Source organism: Paenarthrobacter sp. NPDC089322 (genome assembly GCF_040684895.1).
GTDB lineage: Bacteria > Actinomycetota > Actinomycetes > Actinomycetales > Micrococcaceae > Arthrobacter.
In genome coordinates this window covers 20,783-46,474 of sequence record NZ_JBFBGW010000001.1, presented here as the reverse complement: position 1 = coordinate 46,474, position 25,692 = coordinate 20,783, and the positions used below count along the sequence as shown (strand labels likewise).

26 protein-coding genes, 1 tRNA gene and 1 riboswitch are annotated in these 25,692 nt (G+C 64.2%); of the genes, 12 read left to right on the top strand and 15 right to left on the bottom strand.

Translation table 11 applies throughout. The annotated features are described in order from the left end of the window. Positions 1 to 7 precede the first annotated feature (7 nt). Positions 8 to 637 (top strand): hypothetical protein, encoded by a 630-nt coding sequence (locus AB0N65_RS00230; RefSeq protein ID WP_364156044.1) that lies wholly within the window; start codon positions 8 to 10, stop codon positions 635 to 637. Here AB0N65_RS00230 and AB0N65_RS00225 read toward each other — a convergent pair. From AB0N65_RS00225 to AB0N65_RS00195, 7 genes are all read right to left on the bottom strand, one after another. Further along, a complete protein-coding gene (locus tag AB0N65_RS00225; RefSeq protein WP_364156041.1) occupies positions 621 to 1,466 on the bottom strand; it encodes a DNA-formamidopyrimidine glycosylase family protein in 846 nt (281 codons plus the stop codon). The two genes, AB0N65_RS00230 and AB0N65_RS00225, sit on opposite strands and share 17 nt — an antisense overlap. Then, complete coding sequence (locus tag AB0N65_RS00220; RefSeq protein WP_364156038.1) at positions 1,459 to 6,513, bottom strand: DEAD/DEAH box helicase; 5,055 nt, start codon at positions 6,511 to 6,513, stop codon at positions 1,459 to 1,461. Before AB0N65_RS00220 ends, AB0N65_RS00225 begins: the two co-directional genes overlap by 8 nt. A 68-nt stretch (positions 6,514 to 6,581) precedes the next feature. Further along, a complete protein-coding gene (locus AB0N65_RS00215) occupies positions 6,582 to 7,214 on the bottom strand; it encodes a DUF4232 domain-containing protein (RefSeq protein WP_364156035.1) in 633 nt (210 codons plus the stop codon). 101 nt (positions 7,215 to 7,315) lie between these two features. Then, complete coding sequence (locus tag AB0N65_RS00210) at positions 7,316 to 8,035, bottom strand: YcnI family protein (RefSeq protein ID WP_364156032.1); 720 nt, start codon at positions 8,033 to 8,035, stop codon at positions 7,316 to 7,318. 98 nt (positions 8,036 to 8,133) lie between these two features. After that, positions 8,134 to 8,751, bottom strand: a complete 618-nt coding sequence (locus tag AB0N65_RS00205; RefSeq protein WP_364156029.1) for a hypothetical protein — start codon at positions 8,749 to 8,751, stop codon at positions 8,134 to 8,136. 91 nt (positions 8,752 to 8,842) lie between these two features. Then, positions 8,843 to 9,412 carry an SRPBCC family protein gene (locus AB0N65_RS00200; protein WP_364156026.1) on the bottom strand — a complete coding sequence of 190 codons (570 nt, stop codon included), beginning with the start codon at positions 9,410 to 9,412 and terminating at the stop codon, positions 8,843 to 8,845. 69 nt (positions 9,413 to 9,481) lie between these two features. Next, the gene (locus tag AB0N65_RS00195; RefSeq protein ID WP_364156023.1) at positions 9,482 to 9,973 is read right to left on the bottom strand and encodes a hypothetical protein; all 492 of its coding nucleotides are present in this window, start codon (positions 9,971 to 9,973) and stop codon (positions 9,482 to 9,484) included. Between the two features lie 158 nt (positions 9,974 to 10,131). Here AB0N65_RS00195 and AB0N65_RS00190 point away from each other — a divergent pair, with 158 nt between their 5' ends. Next, the gene (locus AB0N65_RS00190; protein ID WP_364156020.1) at positions 10,132 to 10,557 is read left to right on the top strand and encodes a peptidoglycan-binding domain-containing protein; all 426 of its coding nucleotides are present in this window, start codon (positions 10,132 to 10,134) and stop codon (positions 10,555 to 10,557) included. Between the two features lie 70 nt (positions 10,558 to 10,627). On the opposite strand, the gene AB0N65_RS00185 is transcribed toward AB0N65_RS00190, so the two are convergent. Further along, positions 10,628 to 10,717: transfer RNA gene (locus tag AB0N65_RS00185), tRNA-Ser, on the bottom strand. Between the two features lie 135 nt (positions 10,718 to 10,852). Here AB0N65_RS00185 and AB0N65_RS00180 point away from each other — a divergent pair. The 3 genes from AB0N65_RS00180 to AB0N65_RS00170 are packed head-to-tail and all read left to right on the top strand — an operon-like array spanning position 10,853 to position 13,301. Beyond that, positions 10,853 to 11,902, top strand: a complete 1,050-nt coding sequence (locus AB0N65_RS00180; protein WP_364156017.1) for a zinc-binding alcohol dehydrogenase — start codon at positions 10,853 to 10,855, stop codon at positions 11,900 to 11,902. Between the two features lie 3 nt (positions 11,903 to 11,905). Beyond that, positions 11,906 to 12,304 carry a 6-carboxytetrahydropterin synthase gene (locus AB0N65_RS00175; RefSeq protein ID WP_364156014.1) on the top strand — a complete coding sequence of 133 codons (399 nt, stop codon included), beginning with the start codon at positions 11,906 to 11,908 and terminating at the stop codon, positions 12,302 to 12,304. 1 nt (position 12,305) lies between these two features. Continuing rightward, positions 12,306 to 13,301, top strand: a complete 996-nt coding sequence (locus tag AB0N65_RS00170; RefSeq protein WP_364156011.1) for a glycosyltransferase family 4 protein — start codon at positions 12,306 to 12,308, stop codon at positions 13,299 to 13,301. Between the two features lies 1 nt (position 13,302). Here the strand turns inward: AB0N65_RS00170 and AB0N65_RS00165 are convergent, their stop codons facing one another. Both AB0N65_RS00165 and tadA read right to left on the bottom strand, forming a co-directional pair. After that, a complete protein-coding gene (locus tag AB0N65_RS00165) occupies positions 13,303 to 13,683 on the bottom strand; it encodes a VOC family protein (protein WP_364156008.1) in 381 nt (126 codons plus the stop codon). Between the two features lie 18 nt (positions 13,684 to 13,701). Beyond that, a complete protein-coding gene (gene tadA / locus AB0N65_RS00160) occupies positions 13,702 to 14,238 on the bottom strand; it encodes a tRNA adenosine(34) deaminase TadA (RefSeq protein ID WP_364156005.1) in 537 nt (178 codons plus the stop codon). Positions 14,239 to 14,261: 23 nt separating this feature from the next. On the opposite strand from tadA, the gene upp reads away from it, so the two are divergent. The 4 genes from upp to AB0N65_RS00140 all read left to right on the top strand — a co-directional run bounded on the left by upp (position 14,262) and on the right by AB0N65_RS00140 (position 17,568). Beyond that, the gene (gene upp / locus AB0N65_RS00155; protein ID WP_364156002.1) at positions 14,262 to 14,897 is read left to right on the top strand and encodes a uracil phosphoribosyltransferase; all 636 of its coding nucleotides are present in this window, start codon (positions 14,262 to 14,264) and stop codon (positions 14,895 to 14,897) included. A gap of 64 nt (positions 14,898 to 14,961) precedes the next feature. Then, positions 14,962 to 15,339 (top strand): VOC family protein, encoded by a 378-nt coding sequence (locus AB0N65_RS00150; protein WP_364155999.1) that lies wholly within the window; start codon positions 14,962 to 14,964, stop codon positions 15,337 to 15,339. Between the two features lie 76 nt (positions 15,340 to 15,415). Continuing rightward, complete coding sequence (locus tag AB0N65_RS00145; RefSeq protein WP_364155996.1) at positions 15,416 to 16,123, top strand: HAD-IA family hydrolase; 708 nt, start codon at positions 15,416 to 15,418, stop codon at positions 16,121 to 16,123. A gap of 59 nt (positions 16,124 to 16,182) precedes the next feature. Next, the gene (locus tag AB0N65_RS00140; RefSeq protein WP_364155993.1) at positions 16,183 to 17,568 is read left to right on the top strand and encodes an aminotransferase class V-fold PLP-dependent enzyme; all 1,386 of its coding nucleotides are present in this window, start codon (positions 16,183 to 16,185) and stop codon (positions 17,566 to 17,568) included. 120 nt (positions 17,569 to 17,688) lie between these two features. Here the strand turns inward: AB0N65_RS00140 and AB0N65_RS00135 are convergent, their stop codons facing one another. From AB0N65_RS00135 to AB0N65_RS00125, 3 genes are all read right to left on the bottom strand, one after another. Next, positions 17,689 to 18,516 (bottom strand): hypothetical protein, encoded by an 828-nt coding sequence (locus AB0N65_RS00135; RefSeq protein ID WP_364155990.1) that lies wholly within the window; start codon positions 18,514 to 18,516, stop codon positions 17,689 to 17,691. Between the two features lie 3 nt (positions 18,517 to 18,519). Continuing rightward, positions 18,520 to 18,705: riboswitch (cyclic di-AMP (ydaO/yuaA leader) on the bottom strand. A 109-nt stretch (positions 18,706 to 18,814) separates the two neighbouring features. Further along, positions 18,815 to 20,314, bottom strand: a complete 1,500-nt coding sequence (locus AB0N65_RS00130; protein WP_364155987.1) for a HAMP domain-containing sensor histidine kinase — start codon at positions 20,312 to 20,314, stop codon at positions 18,815 to 18,817. Between the two features lie 3 nt (positions 20,315 to 20,317). After that, positions 20,318 to 21,058, bottom strand: coding sequence for a response regulator transcription factor (locus tag AB0N65_RS00125; RefSeq protein WP_364155985.1), 741 nt, complete (start codon positions 21,056 to 21,058; stop codon positions 20,318 to 20,320). Positions 21,059 to 21,767: 709 nt separating this feature from the next. Here AB0N65_RS00125 and AB0N65_RS00120 point away from each other — a divergent pair. Both AB0N65_RS00120 and AB0N65_RS00115 read left to right on the top strand, forming a co-directional pair. Further along, positions 21,768 to 22,634, top strand: a complete 867-nt coding sequence (locus AB0N65_RS00120) for a winged helix-turn-helix domain-containing protein (RefSeq protein WP_364155982.1) — start codon at positions 21,768 to 21,770, stop codon at positions 22,632 to 22,634. A 180-nt stretch (positions 22,635 to 22,814) separates the two neighbouring features. Beyond that, the gene (locus tag AB0N65_RS00115; protein WP_364155980.1) at positions 22,815 to 23,339 is read left to right on the top strand and encodes a histidine phosphatase family protein; all 525 of its coding nucleotides are present in this window, start codon (positions 22,815 to 22,817) and stop codon (positions 23,337 to 23,339) included. Positions 23,340 to 23,356: 17 nt separating this feature from the next. Here AB0N65_RS00115 and AB0N65_RS00110 read toward each other — a convergent pair whose 3' ends face one another. Both AB0N65_RS00110 and AB0N65_RS00105 read right to left on the bottom strand, forming a co-directional pair. Next, positions 23,357 to 23,668: a hypothetical protein gene (locus tag AB0N65_RS00110; protein ID WP_364155978.1), complete on the bottom strand. Its 312-nt coding sequence runs from the start codon at positions 23,666 to 23,668 to the stop codon at positions 23,357 to 23,359. A 111-nt stretch (positions 23,669 to 23,779) separates the two neighbouring features. After that, positions 23,780 to 24,700 (bottom strand): LysR family transcriptional regulator, encoded by a 921-nt coding sequence (locus AB0N65_RS00105; RefSeq protein WP_364155976.1) that lies wholly within the window; start codon positions 24,698 to 24,700, stop codon positions 23,780 to 23,782. Positions 24,701 to 24,772: 72 nt separating this feature from the next. Between AB0N65_RS00105 and AB0N65_RS00100 the strand changes: the two genes are divergently transcribed. Next, positions 24,773 to 25,687 carry an EamA family transporter gene (locus AB0N65_RS00100; RefSeq protein ID WP_364155973.1) on the top strand — a complete coding sequence of 305 codons (915 nt, stop codon included), beginning with the start codon at positions 24,773 to 24,775 and terminating at the stop codon, positions 25,685 to 25,687. The last annotated feature ends 5 nt before the right edge of the window (positions 25,688 to 25,692 follow it).

The following is a 25,692-nucleotide window of genomic DNA, read 5'->3' as shown; positions in this document are numbered from 1 at the left end:
GGAGTTCATGATGACCAGAAGAATCACTCAGCTCCTGATCGGCCTCGCGATGTATGGCATTTCCCTGGCCATGTTCATCCGGGCCGGCCTTGGGCTGGACCCATGGGATGTTTTCCACCAGGGCGTGTCCGAAAAGACCGGATACAGCATGGGCATTGTGGTCATCGCGGTCAGCTTCCTGGTCCTCCTGCTCTGGATCCCGCTCCGGCAGATGCCAGGAATTGGAACCCTTGCCAACGCTGTATTAGTAGGGCTCTTTGCCGATCTGGGGCTGTGGCTCATCCCGGAGTTCTCACACCTCGGCGGACAAATCGCCATGCTCGCAGGCGCTGTGATCCTCAATGGAATCGCCTCCGCTTGCTACATCGGTGCCCGTCTTGGCCCTGGCGCCCGGGACGGCCTCATGACCGGCTTGGTTCGTCGCACAGGATGGTCGGTGCGTCTGGTCCGCACGGGGATCGAGGTCGTCGTCCTCGCTGTCGGTTGGCTGTTGGGCGGTTCAGTCGGCGTCGGTACCGTGGTTTACGCCTTGGCGATCGGGCCGATCGTGCAGCTTCTGCTGCCCCGGTTCATGGTTCTGGAAACAACCCCGACGCCGGCACGGACCGAGGCGGCGCAGGTCACCCCTGCTGCCTGACAGGCGCCGGTTGGCATCGTGGGCAGAAGTAGATATCCCGCTCTTCCAATCCGTCCGGCGCCGCTAAAGTGTCGCGGCGAACGAGCGTGCCGCACCGCCTGCATGCTTGGCGGGCACGTCCATAAACCCAGTAACCCGGGCGCATGGCCCGTGGACCCAAGGTGGTTCGCCGGCCAGGTCCGAGGTTTTCGCCGAGGAGGCGCTTGGCGTCGTTGATGGTCTTGGCCAGGTCGGGGACCTCTCCAACAGCCAAGGTGGGATGGATCCCGGACAGGAAGCAGGCCTCGCAGCGGTAGATGTTGCCGATTCCCGCAAGCTTGCGCTGGTCCAACAGGGCGTAACCAACCGGCACGTCAGGCTCCGCAAGGAGCCGGCGCAGGGCTTCCTCCTCGTCCCAATCCGGTCCGAGCAGGTCCGGGCCCAGGTGCCCGACGAATCGGTCTTCCTCGGCGGTGGGCACTACTTCCAGAATGCCCAAGGAGAATCCCACCGCATCGACAGTTGCTGTCCGGAGGACACAACGAGCCGTATGGCCCGGCTTGGTCCAGCGCCCTCCGGGCGGATAGATCATCCAGGCACCCTCCATTTTGAGGTGGGAATGGATGGTCAGCGCGCGGGGCTTCCTGCTGGCTCCGGGTTCCGCATCCGCAGGTCCCACCAAGCGCATGAGCAAGTGCTTCCCCCGGGGGATCACCTCAGCCATGGTCCAGCCGGCCAGGTTCAGGGTGGCAAAACGGGGCACGCGGAAGTCTGTCGCCGTGATGGTCTGCCCGGCCAGGGCCTCGTTGAGCCGGGTTGCTGCACGCCAAATGGAGTCTCCCTCAGGCACGGATCCGCAGTCCCTTCGGAGTGGAGTAGGCGCCGGCAGCTGTCAGGGCGGCGGCGATCGGGGTGCCCAGGAGGTCGTGCCCGTTGACCTTCTCCATGAAGAGTTTGTCTACAGCTCCCCGGCGCACCACGTCAACCAAAGCCGCGGCGGCGACCGCCAACGCGTCGTCATCCTGGCTGAAGGTGAGCAGCGTCTTGCCGCCGCGTTCCACGTAAAGTACCAAGGCGCCGTCGACCGTCACCACCAGCGCCCCCGCCTTCCGGCCTGGCCTGTGCCCGGACCCGGCATCCACGGAAACGGACGGCCACGGCAACGCTGCGCCGTAAGGATTGGCAGGGTCCGTAGCGGCGAGTGCCAGCGCGGCAGGTTCAGCCTTGGCAATCCGGGCGTCCTCGGTGAACGAGCGCAAGCGGTCCACAGTGGCGGGGACTGCGAACTGGGCAGCTCCCAGATGCTCAATGAAGTAGCCTCGGCGGCAGCGGCCCGCTTCCTCAAGCCGGGCCAACACCTTGTACATGAGGCCAAAGCCACCGACGATATTCTCTGCCATGACTGAGCCACGGGTGACCACGCCATACCGGTCCAGCAGGAGCTCAGCGGTTCCCCGTGCGTGAACCGTGGGATCCAGTTCCGGCACGGGCAGCGCAGACCAGCGTCCCACGGCGGACGGCGGAGCGGGTGCGGCACCCGATACTGAGCCATACCGGCCACCCGTCAGCCCGGGCGATCCCAACAGCCCCGTCCCGTGCGAACGGCCCAGCCTGCTCATTCGCGGCGCGCGTGCACGGGGCGCCTTGGAGACCTGCCGGTGCGCGGTTTTCCCGCCGGCAATCATGGCCCGTACGGGAGCGAAAGTATCGCCCGTGACCCGCCCTGCCCAAACAAGGTCCCAGAGGGCCGAAACCACGGCGTCATCGCTCAGGACCGAGTCCATCCCGCCTGCTACATCGGTGAGCTGCCGGAAGAAGTAGCCGCCGCCTGCGTTGAGATGTTCCAACAGCCGCTGCTGAGCGTCTCCGGGTTCAAAGTCGGGAGACGGATTGAGCGTCAGTTCGGCCGAATCTGCCACATGGAGGCTGATCCACCCGTCGTTTCCTGGCAGCGCACCCGCACCGGACCAAAGCAGCTCCCCGGCGGCCATGAGTTCGTCCAACATGGCCGGTTTATAGTCCGCCACACGGCTCGCGAGTACCAAAGGCTCCCAAGCAGAGGCGGGAACGGGCACGCCGGACAACTGGTCAACTGCTGTGATGATTCCGTCCAGGCCACGCAGCGACTGGCTCCTGGACTTCCCGGGCGCCGTGACGTTCTGCCAAGCCGGAAGGAACCGACCGTACGCGGCGGTGTCCACAGGCTCCACTTCGGCCCGCAGCGCTGCCAGGGAACGACGCCGGAGCTTTCGCAGCACCTCGGCGTCACACCACTCGCTCGATGGCGGGGCATCAGCGGCCATGAGTTCGGGATGGGCCGTTTCCGTGGACGCTTCGTCACTGGCGACCGCGTGCGGCCGGAACTCGCCTTCCACCACGCGGCCGTCGGCAGCCAGCCGCTTCAGGGCAGTATTCACGACGGCGACACCAAGTCCCAGCCGCGTGGCAGCCTCGGCAGCCGTGAACGGTCCGTGCGTCCGGGCATACCGGGACACGAGGTCGCCCAAGGGGTCATGGACCGGCTCGATAAAGGCGAGAGGGACGCCCATGGGCAGGGGCACGCCGATGGCATCACGGAGACGTGCGGCATCCTCCACCGCCGCGAAACGTTCGACGCCGCCGATGGTCACCTTGAGGGCGCGGTTGGCTTTCTGAAGGGCCATGAGGTGAGTCCCGGCATCAGCGATGTTGCCGGGGAGCGCGACGTCCGGTGTTGGTTCAGGTCGTGCTTCCGCTTCGACAGTGTCCGGGTCAAAGGGGTGCTGGTCTTCCGTGGGTTCAGCCTTGGGACCTTCGAGCCTCTGGGCAACTTCCTCGACGCTCAACGGCCCGAGCAGCCTCAGCAAGTCGGCCACCCCTTCCATGCCCCGCACCCGGCGGTCGGGCGCCAGCCGCTGCAGCTCACGCTCGGTGGCGTCGATGACAGCGGCGTCCAGGAGTTCGCGGAGTTCCACCCGTCCCAGGAGCTCGTTGAGGAGCGTGGAATCCAGGGCCAGGGCTGCTGCCCTGCGTTCAGCCAGGGGGGAGTCGCCCTCGTAGAGGAACTGGGCCACGTATCCGAACAGGAGCGACTTGGCGAACGGGGAGGGCTGCTGGGTGGTGGTTTCAACGATTCGGAGTTCACGCCGTTCAACGGAAGCCGCAATGTCCTTCAGCGCGGGGAGATCATAAACGTCCTGCAAGCATTCGCGGACGGTTTCGAGCACTATGGGGAAGGAAGGGTACTTCCGGGCGACATCCAGCAATTGGGCGGAGCGTTGCCTCTGCTGCCACAGAGGCTGGCGTTTTGCCGGGTTCTGGCGCGGCAGCAGCAGAGCGCGGGCGGCGCATTCCCGGAAACGCGAAGCGAACAGGGCACTGCCGCCTACCTCTGCCGTGACGATTTGCTCAAGTTCCTCGGGGTCGAAGAGGAAAAGCTCGGCGCCCGGTGGATCGTCTTCCATCATGGGAACGCGCAGGACGATGCCGTCGTCGGCGGCCATGGCGGAACCGTCCAGTCCGTAGCGTTGCTGGAGTCGTTGACCGACAGCCAGTGCCCATGGCGCATGGACCGGCATGCCGAAAGGACTGTGGAGGACCACACGCCAATCCCCAAGTTCGTCGTGAAACCGCTCCACCAGAAGCGTGCGGTCGCTGGGAACTATCTCAGTGGCCTGTTTCTGCTCTTCCAGGTATTGCAAGAGGTTTCCCGCGGCGAAAGTATCCAACCCGCTGGCTTGGCAGCGTTCCATGGCCGGGGCGGAGTCGGCTGAGGACAGCTCACGGATGAAAGCCCCCAGCGCGCGGCCAAGGTCCACGGGCCGGCCGAGGGAGTCGCCCTTCCAGAACGGGAGTTTGCCTGGCTGCCCGAACGCAGGGGAGACCAGCACGCGATCGTGGGTGATGTCCTCGATCTTCCAACTCGTGGCACCGAGGGCGAAAACGTCTCCTACCCGCGATTCGTAAACCATCTCTTCGTCGAGTTCACCGACGCGGCGGCCCCCCTTCGCGGCACGGGCTGAAGGGCTGGGGCCTTCGCCGTCCGCACTGGCAGGCGAGGAGGATCCCTCAATCTCCGTGCCGATGATGTACACGCCGAACAGGCCACGGTCCGGGATGGTGCCGCCGGAAGTGACGGCGAGCCGCTGTGCTCCCGGACGTCCCTCGATGGTTCCGGCGTGACGGTCCCAAATGATGCGGGGCCGGAGTTCGGCAAATTCGTCGGAAGGATAACGTCCCGCCAAGAGGTCCAATGTTGCCTCGAAGGCAGAACGGGGGAGGCTCGCGAACGGCGCTGAGCGGCGCACGGTACTGAACCACTCTTCGACGTCGATACTTCCCAAAGCGGTTGCGGCCACGGTCTGTTGGGCAAGGATGTCCAAGGGGTTGGCGGGAATGCTGAGCCGCTCGATCTGGCCGCTCAGCATGCGTTCCACCGTGACGCTGGTGTGCAGGAGGTCTGCGCGGTGTTTGGGGAACAGCACGCCTTCGGAGATTTCGCCCACCTGGTGACCGGCGCGGCCCACGCGTTGCAACCCACTGGCTACCGACGGCGGTGATTCCACCTGGATGACCAGGTCCACAGCACCCATATCGATGCCGAGTTCCAGGGAGGACGTTGCCACGACGCACCGCAACCGGCCTGATTTGAGATCATCCTCGATCATGGCGCGCTGGTCCTTGGAGACTGATCCGTGGTGGGCGCGGGCAAGTACGGGGTCCGCTCCGTTTGTGGTGCCGGCTTGCGCCATCATGTGCGCCGGAGTTGCTGTGGACACAGGCACCCTCGCGTCGGCAGCGGCGCCGCCAATGGCCCCTGCGCCAGCACCGGCTTCCGTGGCCATACCGTCGGCCTGGCCCGGCCCCGTCCCCCAGTTGTCCACCCCGCCGGACTGGTCCCAGGCCGAACCACCTGCGGCCATCACTTGGCGTTCGGCATGGATTTCATTGAGCCGGGACGTGAGCCGTTCGGCCAACCGCCGTGAGTTGGCGAAGACTATGGTGGATTGCTTGGACAGGACAAGATCAACGATCTGCTCTTCCACATGCGGCCAGATGGACGCCTGCGGCTGCAACCCGGACGCCGGGCCGGAGTCGAACGCCCCGGAAGCCCCCTGCAGGTCCGACATGTCCTCCACAGGAACGGTGACCGTGAGGTTCCAGTTCTTCTTGGATGGCGGCGCGACGATCTCCACCGGGGCCTGACCGGCAAGGAACTGCGCCACGAGTTCCCGTGGTTGCACAGTGGCGGAAAGCCCAATGCGCTGGGCGGGCTTGGGGAGGAGGGCATCCAGCCTCTCCAAGGACACAGCAAGGTGTGCACCCCTCTTGGTCCCGGCCACAGCGTGGACTTCGTCGATGATGACGGTGTCCACTTCGCTCAGGGTTTCCCTGGCGCGGGACGTCAACATGAGGAACAGGGATTCCGGCGTAGTAATAAGGATGTCCGGCGGGTTGGACAACAGCGCACGGCGGTCGGCCGCCGTCGTATCTCCGGAGCGGACGCCGACGGTCACCAAAGGTGCCGGCAGCCCCAAGCGCTTGGCCGTTTGGGTGATCCCGATCAGGGGTGAGCGGAGGTTTCGTTCAACGTCCACGCCCAGGGCTTTAAGAGGCGATATATAGAGGACGCGTGTTTTGGTCTTGGGTTTCCTGACGCGCTTACCGGCCGGCAATTCCTCCAGCCCCGGCAGTGCATCAGCGGGTGCGGAGTGCAACTTGTCCAGGGCCCAGAGGAAAGCAGCGAGCGTCTTGCCTGAGCCGGTGGGCGCCACAACCAAGGCATGTGAGCCCGAGGAGATCGCGTTCCACGCGCCGTCCTGAGCCGGAGTGGGCGCGGAAAATGCGCCGAGGAACCATTCCCGGGTTGCCTGGCTGAAACGGCCGATGGCGCCTGTGGACGCCTGCTGCTCCTGCATTCCTCCATCATGCCCCACGGCCCCGACAGAATAAGGCCTCACGGACCAAGCCGGAGCCGTGGGGATGTTCAGACGGCTTGGAAGGCGGTGATTGTCAGGAGTTTGATGCCGGCGTTGCTGCAGGCATCATGTGGCTCGGCGATGAACAAGGAGGCCGTGTCTTCCGGCGGGTAGATACGGTAGCCGGCCGCGGGGACCTTGGTGCAGTCTCCGTAGTTCCCGGCCTGCGTGTACCGCAGTTCCGCCCATGCCGACTTGCCCGGGGCGAGCTCGATGCGTGTCACTGGCGTGGTGGTTTCCCGTGTTGCGGGTTCGCCGATCGGGGCACCGTTGGCGTCGGCCGTGAGGGAGACACCGGCGAAGCCTTCAAGGACGCATGGGGCCGCTCCGGAGTTCGTCAGGATCAGCTTTTCGTAAATGCTGCCCGCGGCGCCGCCACCGGTTGAATCGGTGGTCGCCGTGAGCGAGGCCGCCTTGCATAGAGCGGTCCCGGCGGGTGCAGCGGACGTTGCTGTTGCCGAGGGAGAAGGCGAGGGTGAGGTGGTCGTGGAGGGTGTTGCCGACGTCGGCGGTGCTGACGTGGCTGGCGGGGCGCTGCTGGTACCCGAGGGGCTGGGGCTTGGCCCGCAAGCAGCAAGGAGCAGCAGCGAGGCGGCCGCCGTCGTCGTCACAAGTCCTGTTTTGATGCGCTGAGTCCACATGGGCACCAGCCTTGCCGCGGGTGTGGCGCGAGTCAATCGAGCCACGGCCGGGAACGGGGATTGGCGCCCGGATCGTGATGTTCCGGGCGCCAACCGCTCAACTACTTGGCCGCTTTGGCGGAACGGCTGCGGAAGAAGGCCAGCCCGCCCAGGACCAGGCCCGCAACGCCGGCGATGAGGCCCGCCCAGCTGAGTGCCTGTGATCCGTTGTCGGATACCGACGATGCCTGCTCCGTGGACACAGCGGCCGCGCCGTGGTGATCGCCTGAGGCATCAGCCGGCGTGATGGTGACCGACGGCGCCGGTGCCTTGAGTTCGTGCTCGTCCTGGCCTTCCTTCGGGATCTCGGACCAGTCAGTCTGTCCCTGCTCGCACGTCTGGAGCGTCGGGAAGTAGATGGTCTTGCCGGCAGCATCGGGCAGCTTGACGGAGAGGACCAAGGCATCACGCAGGTGCGCATCCAACGGCGTCTTGGCGGTGTAGACGATCTGGCTGGTCCGCTTGGTGATGGTGGTGCCGTCGTCCAGCTTCTTGGGTTCGGCCAGGGTTTCCGTGGCCTTCTCCACGGTCCAGTTCGGATTGACCGTGGGCTGGGCGTCGTTGAGTTCTTCCGGAAGGTTGATGGTCACCTTGGTGGTGCCGGACGTGTCGCAGCCGTGGGGGATTCCGAACGTCACCAGGGCGTAGGAGTTTGCGGCGGTTTTGTTGGGATCGGCGGAAACGTGGGCCGAAGCTCCGGCCATGCCTGCCATCATCAGGACAGCAGTTCCGCCGGCTGCGGCGGTTGCGGACAGGGTACGGCGGAGGGCGGACTTGTTCATGGGGAATGCCTTTCAGGGTGCGCCGGTTGAGGTGGCGCGGGTACGGGTTTGGGGCCCGTCACCAAGGCAAGGCGATGCTGCTGAGGTGCCGGGCGGAACTAAGGAAGTACGACGGCGGCCGGCGGGCCGCGGCGGCTGTCTTGCCTGAGGTTCCGCCAGGGGCGGGGGACGAAAACGTCCGGTGCGCCGACACCGAATGGCGCGGCACCGGCGTCGGGCCTGAACAACAACGTGGGGACGGCGACCAAAGGCCGCAACCAGGCTGCGAGTTGCCACAGAGCGTCCTCGCCCTTGGCCAGGATGACCGCCGACGCGAGCGTCGCGATGACGTGGGCCAGCAGCATGAGCACACCGTACGTTGTTCCAAGCTCATGGGTGTGCGCTGATGCGTCCAGCACCGGGCTGATAGGGTCCGAGCTTGCGTGGTGGTGGGCTTCCTGAGCTCCGGTGCCTACAGGACCCAGCGCTGTGAAGGCCTCGTGGAGCATGAACTGGCTGGCTCCAAGGAGGGAAGCCATGGCCGCGAGGTTGAGCTTGAAGCGTGCTGCAAGCGTTGCGGCGAGGGCGGTCAGCGCAAGGAGCGCGACGAGCACAGGCGTTGTGGGAAGTGTTCCCCCGGCCATGACGTGCGCACCGGCAGCGAGAACCACAATCACCATGGAGATCGCGCCGGACCGTAGCGCGTGGAAGGGCGTCCGGGGCTGCGAAGTGCGCACGGAGTCCTCCCTTGTGTCAGGCCGTCTGTTGGTTATCGGCGTCTGTCAGTCTATCGGGAGTTCGCGGCCGCCCGGGCCGTGGATGGGCTTGTCATGCGGTCCCGGACCGCGCCCGCTTGGTGAAGGTCGGTTTCGGCGGCTCCGGAATACGGCTCGGATCGGACGTTGAACGTCGACGGCGGAGCTCAAGTTTCAGGCTCTCCTCGCCTTGGGCCATGGCCCAGTTGTGGTTCGCCGAGAAGGCAGGTTTAAGGAGCCAACTCAGGCGCCGGAGGAGGGGCTTGGCTGCATTAACGCGCCAGTCGTATGTGATGACGACTTCGGGACCATCTGTTTCGAATGTCCAGCGGCCCGTTCCGTTGAGGTCGCCCTCTGCCGTGAGGGCGAAACCGTGAAGCGTGACGGGTTCGGTTACGGTGAGTCGCCAGCGCAGGGTGTAGGGGAGCCAGCCTTTTGTGTGGAGGTCGAAGGATGCCCCTGTGCCGTCCGGGCCACCTTTGCTTTTTGGGGTGACCTGAAGGTAGACCGCCGGCCACCACTGTTTGAGGGTACTGGCGTCGCCGAGGACATCCACCACTTCCTCGCGTGTTCCGGCCACCCTCCAAACAGTCAGGAACTCGTAGTCCGTGCTCTTGCCTGTTCTGTTGGTTGGCGCGGCCATTGTTGCCTCCACGGTCCGTGCGGGCTCCGAGGGTTTTCGTTCAGAGCCAATGTACCCCCGGGGCACGGGTCAGGGGTCTGTTTTCAGCAGCTCATTCATGTCGAAGAGGGCAACAAGGGGAGCCGCTGTGTCTGTCAGGGGCTCGTCGGATGCACCACCGCACTTCTCGGCAGACTTGGAGTAACGCTCGTGATCGCCTTCCTTAACAATGACCTTCGATGCGGTGCCGCCTGCGCAACCGGGTTCGGGGTCACTGATTTTGCCTGCCCGGGACGGCAGGGTGGCTGCCAGTTCCATGACGTCGGCCCACGTTTCCGCCGGCATCGCCGCATTCTCCTGGCGCAGTACGTCGCCGTAGGAATCGACGGTGATGCTGGCTTCCTTTTCCGTTGCGGTGATGACGTAACTGCGGTGGTACCGGGGCGGGACAGAGCTGTCCCGAAAGCTGTACTCGACGGTGGTAGTCGCCGGATCCAACGTAAGGCCGGGAGCCGCGGTACAGGCAGTGGCGAGTGCCAGACACACTGCTGCGATGGCCGATGCCACGATGCGGCGACGCATGAATTCCCCCTGGAGCCGACCGATGTGCCACCAGCTTAGCCGAGCTCGCGGCCAATGAGATTCCTGCCGCGAATTCCATCCATGGGCAGGCCTCCCCATGTCCCCTTGCTCGGTGACGGGTTAGCATGGAGCGAATTTCTCTATCGAAAGGATTTTCCATGCGCAAAACAGCTCAGCGCAAAACGTCCCGGCGCGCCAAGTTGGCACTGGTGTCAGCGGCGGCCAGCCTTGTCCTCGGCGGTACTTTGAGCGTCGCTGCTCCTGCACCCGCCGAGGCAGCAGGACAATGCGTGGACTACAACTACAGCTACGGTGGGTACTCCAGCTGTGTCGGCAACATCCAGACCTTGCTGAATGCTTTCCGGACCCGGATCGGTTCGCCGTACGGGACCCTTGCCGTGGACAACTCCTTCGGGCCTGCCACCCGAAACGCAGTCATCGGTTTCCAGCGTTACTGGGGACTTCAGGCCGATGGAATCGTGGGGCCACGCACGTGGAACATCCTTTGCGCTCCGCAGATGGGCCCAGGCCCCGTTAGTTGGTACCCGTACTCGGCAGCACGTGCATCAGGGTGCAACATCTAGCACCTTGCCGATGAGCAAAGCGAAAGGCCCCGCCTCCCTCGTAAACAAAGGGAACCGGGGCCTTCCTACGTGGCGGTGACGGTGGGATTTGAACCCACGTTGGCTTTTACACCAAACAACATTTCGAGTGTTGCACCTTCGGCCGCTCGGACACGTCACCAACTGAAATAGGGTACCGGAGTCGGGCCCTGTTCCCCAAAACGGGCCGCCCAAGAGCTCGCAGAGGCGACCGACTCGCCCGTCAATCCGGCCCGACTTCCGTCCGCAGCACCCCAGCGATAGATTCATAAGCACCATGACTATCTCGCACGAGCCTCATCACAAACCACAGCACGGGGACGTACAACAGCGCCGGCACGGCCAACCACACGAAGCCCACGCCTACTGGGTCACCAAGGACGGCCACGGGGAACTCCGCAGCGAAGCCATCGAGACCCCACAAGACGGCCAAGCCCTGGTCAGGACGCTCTACTCGGGAGTCAGCCGCGGCACGGAACGTGTGGTCCACGAAGGGCGTGTGCCGGAAAGAGTCGCGGACCTCATGCATGCCCCGCACCAGGAAGGTGACTTCCCGGGCCCCGTGAAGTACGGCTATCTGAATGTCGGCGTCGTCGAGCAAGGCCCGGACGAATGGGTTGGGAAGACGGTCTTCAGCCTGCACCCGCATCAGGACTTCTACGTCGTGCCCACCAAGCAACTCACGCCCATTCCGCATGATGTCCCGGCCCGCCGCGCTGTCCTCACGGGCATCGTCGAGGTTGCCATCAATGCCCTCTGGGAAGCCGGTCCGCGGCTGGGAGACCGCGTGGCCGTGGTGGGTGGGGGACTGGTGGGTGGCGTGCTGGCGACGCTGCTGCGAAAGTATCCACTCGGACGCCTGCAACTCGTGGACGCGGACCCGGACAAGCAAAAGCTCGCGGAAACATTGGGCATCGACTTCGCTGAGCCAAGCGAAGCAAAAGGCGATTGCGACATCGTCTTCCACTGCTCCGCCTCCAACGAGGGCCTCAAGCTGAGCCTCCAACTGGCCGGCGACGATTCGGACGTGATCGAACTTTCCTGGTTCGCGGACAAGGAAGTCACGCTTCCGCTGGGCGAGGATTTCCATGCCCGCCGGCTCACCATCCGCTCCAGCCAGGTGGGCGCCGTCGCCCTGCCCAGAAGGCACAGGAGGACCAACGCCCAACGCCTGCAGGAAGCAGCAGCCCAGCTCAAGGATCCGCTGTTCGACACGTTCATCACCAGCGAATGCCAGTTCCGGAACCTTCCCGCCACGATTGTTAGTTTGTTCGAACGGCCCGGCGGCTTTTGCCACGTGGTCGCGTACCCGAAGCCGGAGGAATAAGACATGTTCAGCCTGACCGTCCGACGCCATTTCATGATCGCCCACAGCCTTCCCCGTGAGGCTTTCGGCCCTGCTCAAGGCCTGCACGGGGCGACGTTCGTTGCGGAAGTGACGTTCCGCCGTCGTGAGCTGAATGACGACGCAATCGTCCTGGACATCGGCGCCGCCGGCGGCATCCTCGAAGAGATCCTTGCCGACCTTAACTACAAGAACCTCGACGAACACCCCGCCTTCCAGGGCAAGCTCTCCACCACCGAGGCACTTGCACAGCACATCGCGAACGCCATGGCCGCCCGGATTCAGGACACCGCGGACGGCCCCGCCCTGACGGGCATTGACGTGACCTTGCGTGAGAATCCCGACGCCTGGGCCGGATACTCGCTGGAGCTGCAAGGCAGCTAGCGTGGACATCCGCTTCCTCGTCCCGGGCAACGTCCGGCACGGTTCCGGCGGGAACAAGTACAACGCCAGGCTCTCTGAGCACTTGACCGCCCTGGGCGCGGACGTGGAGATGGTGACCGTCGACGGCGACTGGCCGGTTGGCAGCCAAACGGACAGGCGCCGGTTCGCGGACGCGCTCGACGCCGGCACTACAGTGATTGCCGACGGCTTGGTGGCGAGCGGGGCACCGGAAGAAGTGGCCGGAGCTGTGAGCACAGGAACCCGTGTATGGATCCTGTCGCACATGGCGCTGGCCGACCACCCGGACCGTGAAGCGCGCGCATTCGCAGCGGCAACGGGAGTCATCTGTCCCAGTGAGCACGCCGCATCCAGGCTGGCGAAGCAGCACGGCACACGGAACATCGTGGTAGCCCGGCCCGGAGTTGACCAGGTGGAGGCAGCGGTCGGTTCAGAGCCGCCACACCTTGTTGTCGTTGCCGCCCTGCTGCCCAACAAGGACCAGGAACTGCTGGTGAATGCCTTGGCTGAACTCCGGGAGCTACCTTGGACCGCAGCCCTCATTGGTACCGAACACGCCGACCCCGCGTACGCCGCCAAGGTGAGGGCCGCCGTCGAGCATCATGGCCTCCATCGCCGCATCACCCTGACCGGCGAGCTGGCAGGGAACACCTTGGAGCAGCAGTGGAGCGCAGCGGACCTCAGCATCCTGGTGTCCCGATCCGAGGCGTTTGGAATGGTGGTCACGGAGTCGTTGGCGCACGGCGTTCCCGTCATTGTGCGGCAGGGGACGGGTGCGGTGGAAGCCCTCGGCACCGCTGGCGCGGGCGCGGTTTGGGACCCCGACGACGCCCTCAGCAACACCCTCAGGATGTGGCTGTCAGACCCTTCGCTGCGCAAAAGCTGGCGTGCAGCCGCCCGGAAGGCCCGCGATCAGCTCCCCGGCTGGGAAACCACCGCGGCCACGGTCCTGACGGCGATAGCAGCTGCAGCGGGATAACTCACGTGGAACCGTAAGGCCGCGTGATCGCTTCCAGGAAATGCCCGTCCGGATCGCAGAAGTACATGCCGCGGCCGCCGTCATTATGATTGATCTGCTGTGCCCGCGACCGGGCAGGATCGGCCCAGTAAGGGATGTGCTCGGCGGTGATCCTGAGGAAGATCTGGTCGAATTCCTGCTCGCTGACCAGGAAGGCGTAGTGCTGGGGCACCACTTTCCCCTCGGCTTCGAGGAAGTCCAAGGTGACGCCGTTCTCCAATGCAACCGTCACGAAGGACCACATGGGCCGGGGTGCGGGAAGCCCGAAGATCCGGGCAAGGAATTCTGCGGAACGGTGCTTGTCAGTTGCGTAGACGATGGTGTGGTTGAAAGTGACTGACATGGCTTACTCCAAGGTGAGTTACGCCGGCGAGCGATGCTCCGCTGCCGGTACCCGATGTGAGGCGAAGAAGTCCTTCAGCAGCGCCGAGCACTCGTGCTCGCGGACTCCGGCGTAGACCTCCACCCAGTGGTTGAGGCGGCGCTCGCGGAGGATATCGAACACGGAGCCGACAGCCCCGGCTTTCTCGTCCCACGCGCCAAACACGACGCGCGGAATCCGGGCCAGGACAATAGCCCCGGCGCACATGGCGCACGGTTCAAGGGTGACAACCAGCGTGCAGTCCTCCAGCCGCCACCCGTCACCGCCCTCACCCAGTTCCAATGCGTGCCGTTGCAGGGCCGCGGCCGCCTGGCGAATGGCGACTATTTCCGCGTGCGCGGTAGGGTCCCCGTGCGCTTCCCGTTCGTTGCGACCGGAACCCAGCACGCCGCCGTCGGGACCCAGGACGACGGCGCCGATCGGCACGTCGTCCGTTTCCAATGCGAGCCGGGCCTGGTCCAGGGCAAGGCCCATCCAGGCCATGTGTTCTGCGTGATACGGCTCGGTGGCGCTCATGTCTCAATGATAGTTTTGGACGCATGCGCACACTCGTCGTGGACCACCCGCTGGTCGCTCACAAGCTCACCGTACTGCGGGACAAGAACACCCCTTCACCGGTCTTCCGGCAGCTCACCGAAGAACTCGTCACCCTGCTGGCCTACGAAGCCACGCGTGAGGTCAAGACGCAGCCAGTCGAGATTGAAACCCCCGTCACCAAGACCAGAGGCACGGCGTTCACCAAGCCGACTCCATTGGTGGTCCCCATCCTGCGAGCCGGTCTCGGCATGCTCGAGGGCATGACCAAGCTGGTCCCCACGGCCGAAGTCGGTTTCCTTGGGATGGCCCGCGACGAAGAAACGCTGGACATCATCACGTATGCCGAGCGACTGCCCGAGGACCTTACGGGCCGGCAGATCTTCGTGCTCGACCCCATGCTCGCCACCGGCGGCACCCTGCGTGAGGCCATCAAGTTCCTGTTCAAGCGCGGCGCTTCCGATGTCACCTGTATCTGCCTGCTGGCTGCCCCCGAGGGCCTGTCCAAACTCGAGGAAGAACTCGCGGACGCCAACGTGAAGGTTGTGCTCGCCTCGATCGACGAGAAGCTCAACGAGAAGTCATACATCGTGCCTGGCCTTGGTGACGCTGGAGACCGGCTGTACGGGGTGGCGGGGTAGCGTCCGCTATCCGATAGCGATCGACCCCTACCGCTTTCCAGCGGGCCCCGTTAGCCTGTGGCGCATGGACTGGAAACTTGAACTGGTGTTTGTCCCTGTGTCCGACGTCGATCGCGCGAAGGACTTCTACGTCAACAAGGTTGGTTTCAACCCCGATTTCGATGAGCGCCCCAGCGAGGGCATCCGTTTCGTGCAGCTGACCCCGCCGGGCTCAGCGTGCTCCATCTGCATCGGCGAAGGGTTGACCGACGCCCCTCCCGGTTCCGCGCCTGCCCTCCAGATGGTGGTCAGCGACATCAACAAGGCGCACGAGCAACTCAAGGCCAACGGTGTCGAGGTCAGCGACGTGGACGTCCAGGATTGGGGTCACTTCGTCTACTTCGCGGATCCCGACGGAAACAGGTGGGCCGTGCAATACATCCCCGGCCGGCCGAACGGCTGACCCGCCCGTCCGAACGGCCCGCCAGGGCCGGGTCACCCTTTCCCGGCAGGCCAAGGGAGTGCGGCAGGATGGAACCATGAGCCATCCTGCCGCACCCGGTCCCACAGAACCCGCATCGAATCAACCCGCGCCGACCCTGGCCGTCCGCGCCGTCCTGTTCGACATGGACGGAACCCTGGTGGATTCCACGGCAATCGTCGAGCAGGTGTGGCTTGAGTTCGCCGAGCGCTATGGCTTGGACTACAACGAGATCCTTCGTACTTCCCACGGCGTCCAAGCCGGAGATACGGTGCGACGATACGCTCCGGCAGGCGCGGACATCGAGTCTTTGACTGCCGAACTAGGCGAGATGGAGCGGGCACGCACGGACGGCGTCATCGCACTGCCGGGAGCGGAAGCATTGCTTGAGGCCCTGCCTGCGGACGCGATCGCGCTCGTCACGTCCGCGGACCGAATCCTTGCCGATATCCGCATGCGGGCTGCCGGACTCACTATGCCGGCGACGACGGTCACCGCAGAGGCAGTCACGCGCGGCAAGCCCCATCCGGAGGGATACCTCAAAGCTGCTGCTTTGCTCGGCGCGGAACCGGCCGACGTCGTGGTTTTCGAAGACGCGCCCGCGGGCATCGCTGCTGCCCGCGCGGCCGGGATGCGCACCGTGGTGGTTGGCGACGCCGGGGGCGAACTCGAGCCGGGTATGTGGAGGATTCCGGACTACTCAGCTGTGACAGTCACCGCGGTCAAGGACGACGACGGCGGGCACCTGATCACGCTGACGCTCTAGTACCGCCCGGGTCGGGTAAGCATCTGGTCCTCCCGGAACGCCGGGAGTAGGCTGTGCGCATGTCTGCGTTGCCGGAGGCATACGGTGCTGCATTGGAGCGGGCCATGGCGCACGCTTCGGATTGGCTCGCATCGGTGCCCACACGTTCAGTCCGCCCGAATATGGATGCCGACCAAGTCGCCGCCAAGCTCAACAGCCCGTTGCAGGCCGGCCCCACGGATCCCGCGGACGTCATTGACGAGCTCGCAGCTGTAGCCGAACCCGGCCTCATGGCGATGCAATCCGGCAGGTTCTTCGGTTGGGTGATCGGCGGGACGCTCCCGGCTGCCATGGCTGCTGACTGGCTCGTGAGTGCCTGGGACCAAAACACAGGGCTGCGCTTCGCGACACCGTCTGCTGCCGCGATCGAAGAGTCCGCCGCGAAATGGCTCCTGGAGCTACTGCATCTGCCCGGGAAGTCCGACGTTGGCTTCACCACCGGCGCGACGATGGCCAACTTTGTGGGTTTGGCCGCGGGACGCCAGTATGTGCTGGAACAAGCCGGGTGGGACCTCAATACCTTGGGCCTCGCCGGGGGACCGCGGGTCACGGTGTTCGTTGGCCGGGAACGCCACGAAGTCATCGACCTCGTGGTTCGGTATCTGGGCCTGGGCAACTGCACCCCTGTGGATGTCGACGCACAAGGCCGTATCATCCCGGAGGCGCTGGCAGCGGCGATGGACGCCCAGCCGGGACCCGCCTTGGTGTGTTTGCAGGCCGGCAACATTCACTCGGGCGCGTTCGATCCCGTAGGTCGGGCCACGGAGTTGGCTCACGAGCGGGGCGCCTGGGTGCACGTCGATGGCGCTTTTGGTTTGTGGGCTGCCGTTAGTCCTGAGCTGGGAAAGCACTTGGTTGGTTTGGACACGGCGGATTCCTGGGCAACCGATGCACACAAAACGCTCAACGTCCCTTACGACTCGGGGCTGGCCATCGTGTCGCGACCGGACGTGATGCGCCGCGGTTTCGGAGTCCACGCCAGCTATCTCCCGGCGGACGACCACGGCCCCGGAGATCCGCATGAAAAGGTGCCGGAGCTTTCACGTCGAGCACGCGGCATCCCCGTGTGGGCTGCACTCCGATCATTGGGCACATCCGGCGTCATCGCCATGGTCGACAGGCTGGCTGCAAATGCCCGCGCGTTGGCCGAGGGCCTGGCGGCGATCCCTGGAGTGGAAGTCCTCAATGACGTCGTGTTCACCCAGGTTTCGGTCAGCTTCGGCAGCGACGACCGCACCCGGCGGGTCACTCAGCGCCTCATGGCCGAGGGAACGGTATGGATGTCGGGATCTGCCTGGCATGGCCGCGACATCCTGAGGATCTCCGTGAGCAACTGGTCAACGGACGCCGGAGATGTTGCAGCGTCAATTGCGGCGGTTAGGCACGCCGCGGAGGCGGAGCCTTAAACCGGTTTACGTCAATCAACGCGAAAACCGCGCCGGTTCGCACCGTTCGCATCAGTAACACTGGTGCGAACGGCGGAACCGGCACGGAATTCAAGCCTGGATCGGCTTGGTACCAGTTGCTTAGTACCAGTTGTTGGCCAGGTGGAAGGCGAGGGCTGCCGAGGGGGAGCCGTAGCGTTCCTTGATGTAGTTCAGGCCCCACTTGATCTGCGTCTGGTAGTTCGTCTGCCAGTCGGAGCCAGCCGTTGCCATCTTGCTCGCGGGCAGCGACTGGACGATGCCGTAGGCTCCGCTTGACGGGTTGGTGGCCGTGGTGCGCCAGTTCGATTCCTTTTCCCAGAGCGTGGTCAAGGCGACCATTTCGCTGGCACCCCAGCCGTAGTCGCCGAGGATGCTCAAGGCGTAGGCCTTGGCAGCAGCGGGATCGTCAATTGCCTTGGGGGCAGCGGCAGCTGCCGCGGCTTTTTCAGCGGCGGCGGCAGCAGCGGCGTCGGCGGCTTGCTTGGCGGCGGCTTCAGCGGCTGCCTTCTCTGCTGCGGCGGCCTGTTCTGCAGCAGCCTTTTCAGCGGCTGCCTTCTCAGCGGCAGCCTTTTCGGCGGCGGCCAGAGCGGCGGCTGCCTGATCGGCGGCGGCCCGTTCCGCGGCACCCTTGGCCGCAGCAGCATCCATGGAGGCAGAGATATCAGCCGACTTGTTGCTGAGCTGGGCGTTCGCCTGGGTCTCGGCAGCCTGGCTCATTTCCGGGAGGTTGAATGCGGCGTTGGCGGCCGTACCCAGTGACGCAACACCCAGTGCGGCGGCGACCACACCGGCCACGACGGACATACGCTGACCCGTCTTTCCGCGGCGGGCGGCGTCCTTCAGGACGGACTGCGACTTGGTCAGGGGAGCGGTGTGTTCGTCACGGTGACGCGCGGAAGGGCGCGTCTGATCGTTAAATTCAGACATGTGTGATTACCTCTCAGCGCCTGCGGAGTTAGCTGTCGGGTTCGGATGAGGTCATCCGGCCGCGCGCGTAGCAGCGGCTTCACCCCAAGGGCCAGGAAAATGCCTGGGCCCGGAGACTCTGGGTCCCCCGTCTCTGCCTCGAATGAGAACGGAACTCCGGGAAGTGGCAGAGCTCGGCGCATCCCGGGTGCGGGCCAGGTTGGGGCGACCCACCCTTTCGACGGTACAGGACGATTCGGCTTAAGTCACATTTGGGTAACAGAGATCACGACGACGGTGCGTCGCCTTGCTCGTTTCGTTACACGTATTCGGTGGCCACTGTGGGAAGTCGAAGAGTGAACTCCGTGCGCCCCGGCCTGGACGTGACTTCGACGCTGCCGCCGTGGGCTTGCACGATGGATTCAACAATGGACAAGCCCAAGCCGGAGGTTCCTTCCGAGCCCGATCTGGCAGCGTCGGCCCGGGCAAACCGGGAGAAAATGCGCCTTTGGAAATCGACAGGAATTCCCGGCCCATTGTCCATCACGGTGACCACAGCGTTGCCGTCAGCCGAGAGCGTCACGCCGGTAACCACTGTCGTCCCTGGATCTGTGTGTTTCCTGGCATTTGACAGCAAGTTCGCCAGCACCTGGTGTAGTTGGGTCGCGTCGCCGCGCACGATGATGGGCTCGTCTGGTAGTTGGAGCTTCCATATGTGGTCCGGGGCCATGACTTTCTCGTCGCTGACGGTTTCTATGACGAGTTGGGTCAGGTCTACGTCCGTAACCTTCAGCGGCTGGCCTTCGTCCAGCCTCGCCAGCAACAAGAGGTCCTCCACGAGCGTGGTCATGCGCTCGGACTGGCTCTGCACGCGCGCCAGCGACTTTCGGCCATCCTCCGTAAAGTTCTCTGTCATGCGCAGGAGTTCGGTGTAGCCCCGGATGGCGGTGAGCGGTGTCCGAAGTTCGTGGGATGCATCCGCTACGAATTGCCGCACTTTGGTCTCACTTTCCTGGCGGGCCTCCAGGGCACTGGCAACGTTATTGAGCATCTGGTTCAGGGCATGGCCAACGCTGCCCACCTCGGTTCCGGGGTGGGAGGCCGACGGCGGTACGCGCACCGCCAGTGCCACCTCACCGGCGTCGAGGGGGAGCCGCGAAACCTTGGTGGCCACTTCGGAGAGCTGCTCCAGGGGCCGCATGGTCCTGCGGATGATTACGGTACCTGCGAGGCCGATCAGCACAAGGCCTCCGAGCGAAACGATCACCATGGTCCACACGAGGGAAGCTTCGGCGCTTTGTTTGTCCGCGAGCGGCAGTCCCGTGACAATCACGTCCCCGTAAGCGGTTTCGACTGCTACGAGGCGGTAGTCGCCGTTGGAGAGCGAGCGGTCCACAGGGCCCGTGCCTTTAGGAAGCGCAAGGAGCACCTGCTGGTCCTCCTCCGAGAGGGAGACACGGTTGCCCTTGGCATCGATGAGCCCCGAACTGCTGACGGCGGAACCGTTCATGCGCGCATTGAGCGTCCCCGCGGCTTGGCCCCGGGCTTCCAATGGATCCGGCCTTCCGGACGGTGACGAGGGAAAGCTCGACGGCGGCCTGCCGAAGGATGCGGCGCGGTCCGACGCCTGTGCCAACTGACGGTCAAGCCGCCTGTTGAAAACCATGTCCATGGCGGCGTAACTGACTACTCCAATGGCACTGCAAATGGCCACCAGCAAGGCCATGGCCACCAGGACGAGGCGTGTCCGCAGGTGCCAGGTGGAGGGCTTGAGCCAACTCCGTTTGGTGGTCCTTGCGACTCCTGAAAGTGTGGCCAAGGGTTAGTCCGCAGGCTTGATGACGTACCCGGCACCACGAATTGTGTGGATCATCGGAGGATGCTTGGCTTCGATTTTCTTCCGCAGGTAGGAGATGTAAAGCTCCACGATGTTGGCCTGGCCGCCGAAGTCGTAATCCCAGACGCGGTCCAGGATCTGGGCTTTGCTGACCACGCGCTTGGGGTTTTCCATAAGGTAGCGCAGGAGTTCGAACTGTGTCGCGGTAAGTTGTATGTCGTCCCCGGCCCGGGTCACTTCCCTGGTGTCCACGTTCAGGGTCAGGTCCCCAACCACCAGTTCCGCCGTGTCCATTGCGGCGACGCCCGAACGCTGGACAAGGCGGTGCAGTCGAAGCAGGACTTCTTCCATGCTGAACGGCTTTGTGACGTAGTCGTCGCCGCCGGCCGCCAAACCCACAATGCGGTCCTGGACGGCATCCTTGGCAGTCAGGAACAGGGCGGGAACTTCCGGAGCGAACGCCCGGACCCGGTTAAGGACTTCGACGCCGTCGAACCCGGGGATCATGACGTCCAGGACGAGCACGTCGGGCCGAAATTCCTTTGCGATCTTCACAGCCTCCGGTCCGTCTGCAGCGACGGCGACCGACCAGCCTGCCATGCGCAGCCCCATGCTCATGAGCTCTGCAAGGCTGGGTTCGTCATCCACCACCAACGCACGGATGGGCGATCCATCCGGGTGGGAAAGTTGCGGAAGGTTGTTCGTCATGGAGTGCGAGGAGGCCATGTGACAACTCTCCGATCTGCTGGTTTGCCAGCGCTTTGCCCGTCCTGTGAGGAAGCTGTGAGATCAACACTAGCGAGGTGCATGCGAGGAGACACGTGCGCGTGCGGGCATTCGTGGGCAGGGGCTTCATAGGCGTCGATCCGGCGGCACCCAGGTGGGTCCTTCGGAAAATCCCTGACGGCTAGCAGATTGATGGCCTGAAAATCGACATCGCGTCGAGTTGCGACTAGACAGCAAGTGTTTCAGATTTTGAGATTTTGCAGCGTTCCAGAGCTCGAAAATCTCGAAGGGCATAATGGACCATCGGCCGAAGAAAATTCACTGGAAGTCGAATATTTCTTCATCTGCCCGAATGAAACGGCATTCATTTTAGGTACCCACTGAATTGTGATCTGCAGCACAATACTCGCTTTTGTCTCAAAATGTGGACGCTTTGGCGCTTTGTTACTTGCGTGTTCGCATTGTTACGTTGCACACTTCCAATGTGAACAAGAACTCAACAGCACCTGCAGCCGCAGCAATCTGGTCCAGCGCACCCGCTGGCGACGAGACCCGCTGTTGTCGAATGCAAGCCTAACTTTCCACCCCAAGAAGTTTCAGGCATTCGCCCCCAGGCCCAACGTTGGGCGCCCCTCCCCAGACTCATTGCGGGGACAAACCAGCATTCGAAGCCGCGATGACGGCTATTCACTTTTGAGGTAAGCACTCCATGTCAGTTGCATCCGGATACGTCCACATCTCCGTCCGAAACGCCAACAAGGCCGCTTCAAACGCAGGGCTCCGGCCTGGTTTCGGAAACCGGTCCGGCTACGCTCCGGCCACGCCGGGCGGCGCCCAGCAGGCTCCCGGCTATGTGCCCCAGGGCTACAACCCCAACTCCTACGGTCAGTTGCGGGCAGTGCCAACCAATGACCCCGCACCCATCACGGCGCCCACCCCCGTCGTTGCCCAGTCGGACCGACTCCGCCCTGTCGCCAACGACAACGTGGCCCGCGGTTTTGTGCTCTACATGGGGATCGACGAGGAAACTGCGGCAGCCGCAGGGACCTCCATCGCCAAGCTTGCCCAGGAAATCCGGGCGTATGCCCAGTCCCTCGTGACTGGCGCCGAAAGCTACGCAGCCGTCGCAGTGGCGCCGGCCGGGGCACCCGGGTCCGCGCTCGACGTCGTGCGTTCCACTTTCGGCGACCCCACGGTTGCCGCCCGCCAGCGCACCGAGGCCGCTCGTCCGGCGCCGCAGCAGGAAGCGCGGCCGTCCGGCGTCCTCATCGACCTCGCACGCCGTGAGGTGCACCTTGACGGTGAGTCGTTGAACCTGACGTTCAAGGAGTTCGAACTCCTCAACTACCTCGTCGAAAACGGCACGCGTACCGTGGGCCGTGACGAACTTCTCGAAGGCCTGTGGCGTAACGCCGAGGAGGTGCCGAACGAGCGCACCATCGACGTCCACATCCGCCGCCTCCGCTCCAAGCTGGGCCGCTTGGCCAACACGGTCCGCACTGTCCGTGGCCAGGGCTACCGCTTCTACGAGCACCCCGAGGTTATCGTCTGGGCCGCTCCGGAATACTCGATCTAAGCTACTGCTCCGCCGAGAGGCGGCACCTCCCTCTGCGCCTGCGCTCGTTCCTCACGCAACAACGGCGCTTTCGGGAGGTGCCGCCTCTCGTCTTCCGTGCCTGCCAAGCATGTGCCTCCGCGGCTGAGGGGCCGTGGTTCTCCTGTGCTGCGATGGCCTCCGCGGCTATAGGGTTGAGGGATGAGTGACCATCACCTTAAGCGCCTTGTGATCATGCGGCATGCGAAGGCTGACTGGCCTGTGGGTGTCCCGGACCATGAGCGGCCCTTGGAGGAGCGCGGACACCGCGAGGCGCCGCTGGCCGGCAAGTGGCTGGTGAAGCACAAGATCGTACCGGACTTCATTCTCTGCTCTTCTGCATTGAGGACGCGGCAGACCTGCACTTGGGTGTGCGACGAGCTCGGGGAGAAGGCCCCTACGCCGAAACTCGAGGATGGGCTGTACGCCGCGTCCGCGAAGCGCATGCTGGCCGTCATCAACCACGTCCCGGACACGGTTACCACGCTGATGGTCATCTCGCACATGCCCGGAGTGCAGGACCTCGCAATGCACCTGGCGTCCCGCGACTCGGATCATGACGCCTATATGGATGCTGCCACGCGTTACCCAACGAGTGCGTTGACGGTAATGGAGACAGAGAAGCCTTGGGCTGAACTGGATGGGCAGGACGCGCGCTTGATCCGCTTCAAGGTGCCGCGCCACTAGGTGCTTATGCCGTCCCCTCAGGACGCCAACTGCGGCATGCACATGCAACGGATTTCGAAGACCGGCAGGCCAGCAGCTTCCTCGCCGTGCCCCGTTGCCACCAGATACTCGCCGTCGAACATGTACACGGGCAATTGCGGTGCCAGGTGCTCGTTGTACCTGCTGGGGTAAACCCACTGCCCGCGGATATCGAATGCCGGCAGTGCATAAGTGTCGCGGCGGTTGTGGGCACTCGGAAACAGTTCGTCGTCCACCATGTGGTAACTTGCCAGGCCGTACATGTGGTGAAGGTTCATGTCGGTGGGAAAGAGAATCGCTTCAACTGCCAAGGCCCCTCCAAGTGGTCAGCTGCCGACGCTTCGGACGCGTGAGCAGGTTAGGTAAGGTTAAGCTAACCTAAGCAGACCGAGGGTGTCGAATGTTCCCCCGTGTGACGCTCATCAACCCTGCAGCCGAAGCTCCTGCTGCTCCGCTACCTCACGCAGGAGGCGGACGGTGTGCCGGATGTTGGGACTCGCGGTCATGGTCTTGCGGTAGACGATTCCGACGGCGCGCTGTTGCGGGGGATTCACCACGGGAACTGCTACCACGTTGGCGGGCAATGCTGGCCGGCCCAGGCGCGGAACCAGCGCGATGGTCACATCTTGCTCCACCATGGCGACATGCGTGGAGAAGTCGGGATCGTAGACCCGGATGTCCGGCACGCGGCCGAGCCCGGCGAAAATCTGCAGGAGGGCTTCGTTGCAAATGGCGCCCGCCGGGGTGCTGACCCAGGTTTCGTCCAGCAGGTCTTGAGGTTCGACGGCGGTTCTCGCGGCGAGCGGGTGGGTGCTGTTGAGCAGCACATCGGCTTGGTCGAGGCACAGGTCCTCAAGGGTGAGGTTCTCAGGGATCACCAGCGGTACCGAGTTCCAGTTGTGGACCACTGCGAGTTCGGCCTCTCCGGAAGTTACACGCTGTACCGCTTCGCGTGGATCCTCTGCGAGCACGCTGACTTTCAACGTGGACTCCCCGGCTGCAATACGGCCGAGCATCGGACCCACCAGGCCGCGGCATGCTGTGGAGAACGCCACGACCCGGAGAAGCCCGGACGGTTTTTCGGGGTCGGCCAGCAGTGTCGCCTGCAGTTCCTCGAGTTCGCCCAGGATGCGCCGCCCATAGCCGGCCAGAGCGAGTCCACGTTCGGTGAGCAGCACTCCGCGGCCGCTGCGTTCCAGCACGGTGACGCCGGTTTGCTTCTCAAGCTTCTTGATTTGCTGCGACACGGCCGACGGGCTGAACCCGATCACGTCGGAAGCGGCGACGACTGATCCGTGCTGTTCTACGGCGACGAGGGCGCGGAGTGCGGAAATATCAATCATGAAGTAAATCTACGTTGTTTCATACTGAATTCAACGCTGGTGCTTCATCGGGAATGGAGTCAGAGTTGTCTTGTGAACCTCCGCCATTCTTTTCTCGCCGTGCTCGTAGCCTTTCTGTGGGGCATAAACTTCGTCGCCATTGACCTCGGGCTCCACCCCGCCGGGCACGATGTCCCGCCACTGCTCTTTGTGGCCTTCCGGTTCCTGCTGGTCGTCTTCCCGTGGATCTTCTTCATCCGTAAACCGGACGTCGGCTGGAAGGCGATCATCGGCGTCGGCCTTTTCATGAGCGCCGGGCAGTTCGGGCTCCTGTACCTTGGCATGGCACTCGGGATGCCCGCCGGCCTCGCGTCCCTCGTGCTTCAGGCACAAGTGCTCTTCACGATCCTGCTGGCGTCCAGGTTGCTTGGCGAGAAGCCTACGCGCAAGCAATTGCTCGGCGTGGTCCTCGGCGTAGCGGGACTCGGTGTTGTGGCGCTCGGGCGAAGCGTCGTAGCCCCCGTTCTGCCGCTCATGATTGTCCTGGCCGCGGCTCTGTCGTGGGCGGTGGGCAATGTGGTGGCCCGGCATTCCAGGGCCAAGTCCGGGCTGGGCCTTGTGGTGTGGTCGGGGGCCGTGGTGCCCTTGCCGCTTGCTGCCCTGTCCTTACTGGTGGACGGTCCGGACGCTGTGTTTTCGACCGTCGTGGACTTGCAGCCGGCAACCGTGCTGAGTGCGGTGTACACGGCCGTTTTCGCGTCGCTTGTGGGTTACGGCATATGGAACCGCCTGCTGACGCTGTACCCGAGTTCGGAGGTGGTTCCCTTCACGTTGCTGGTACCGGTGGTGGGAATGACGGCGGCGTGGCTTGTGCTCAACGAGGTTCCAACGCCAGCCGAAGTCCTGGGTGGCTTGATCCTTCTGCTCGGAGTGGCAACAGCGGTGCTGGGCGTGCCCCGAAAACCACCCATTGTGGGGCCCGCTCTGCGTGTGAAATCCCCTCTTTAGGGCGT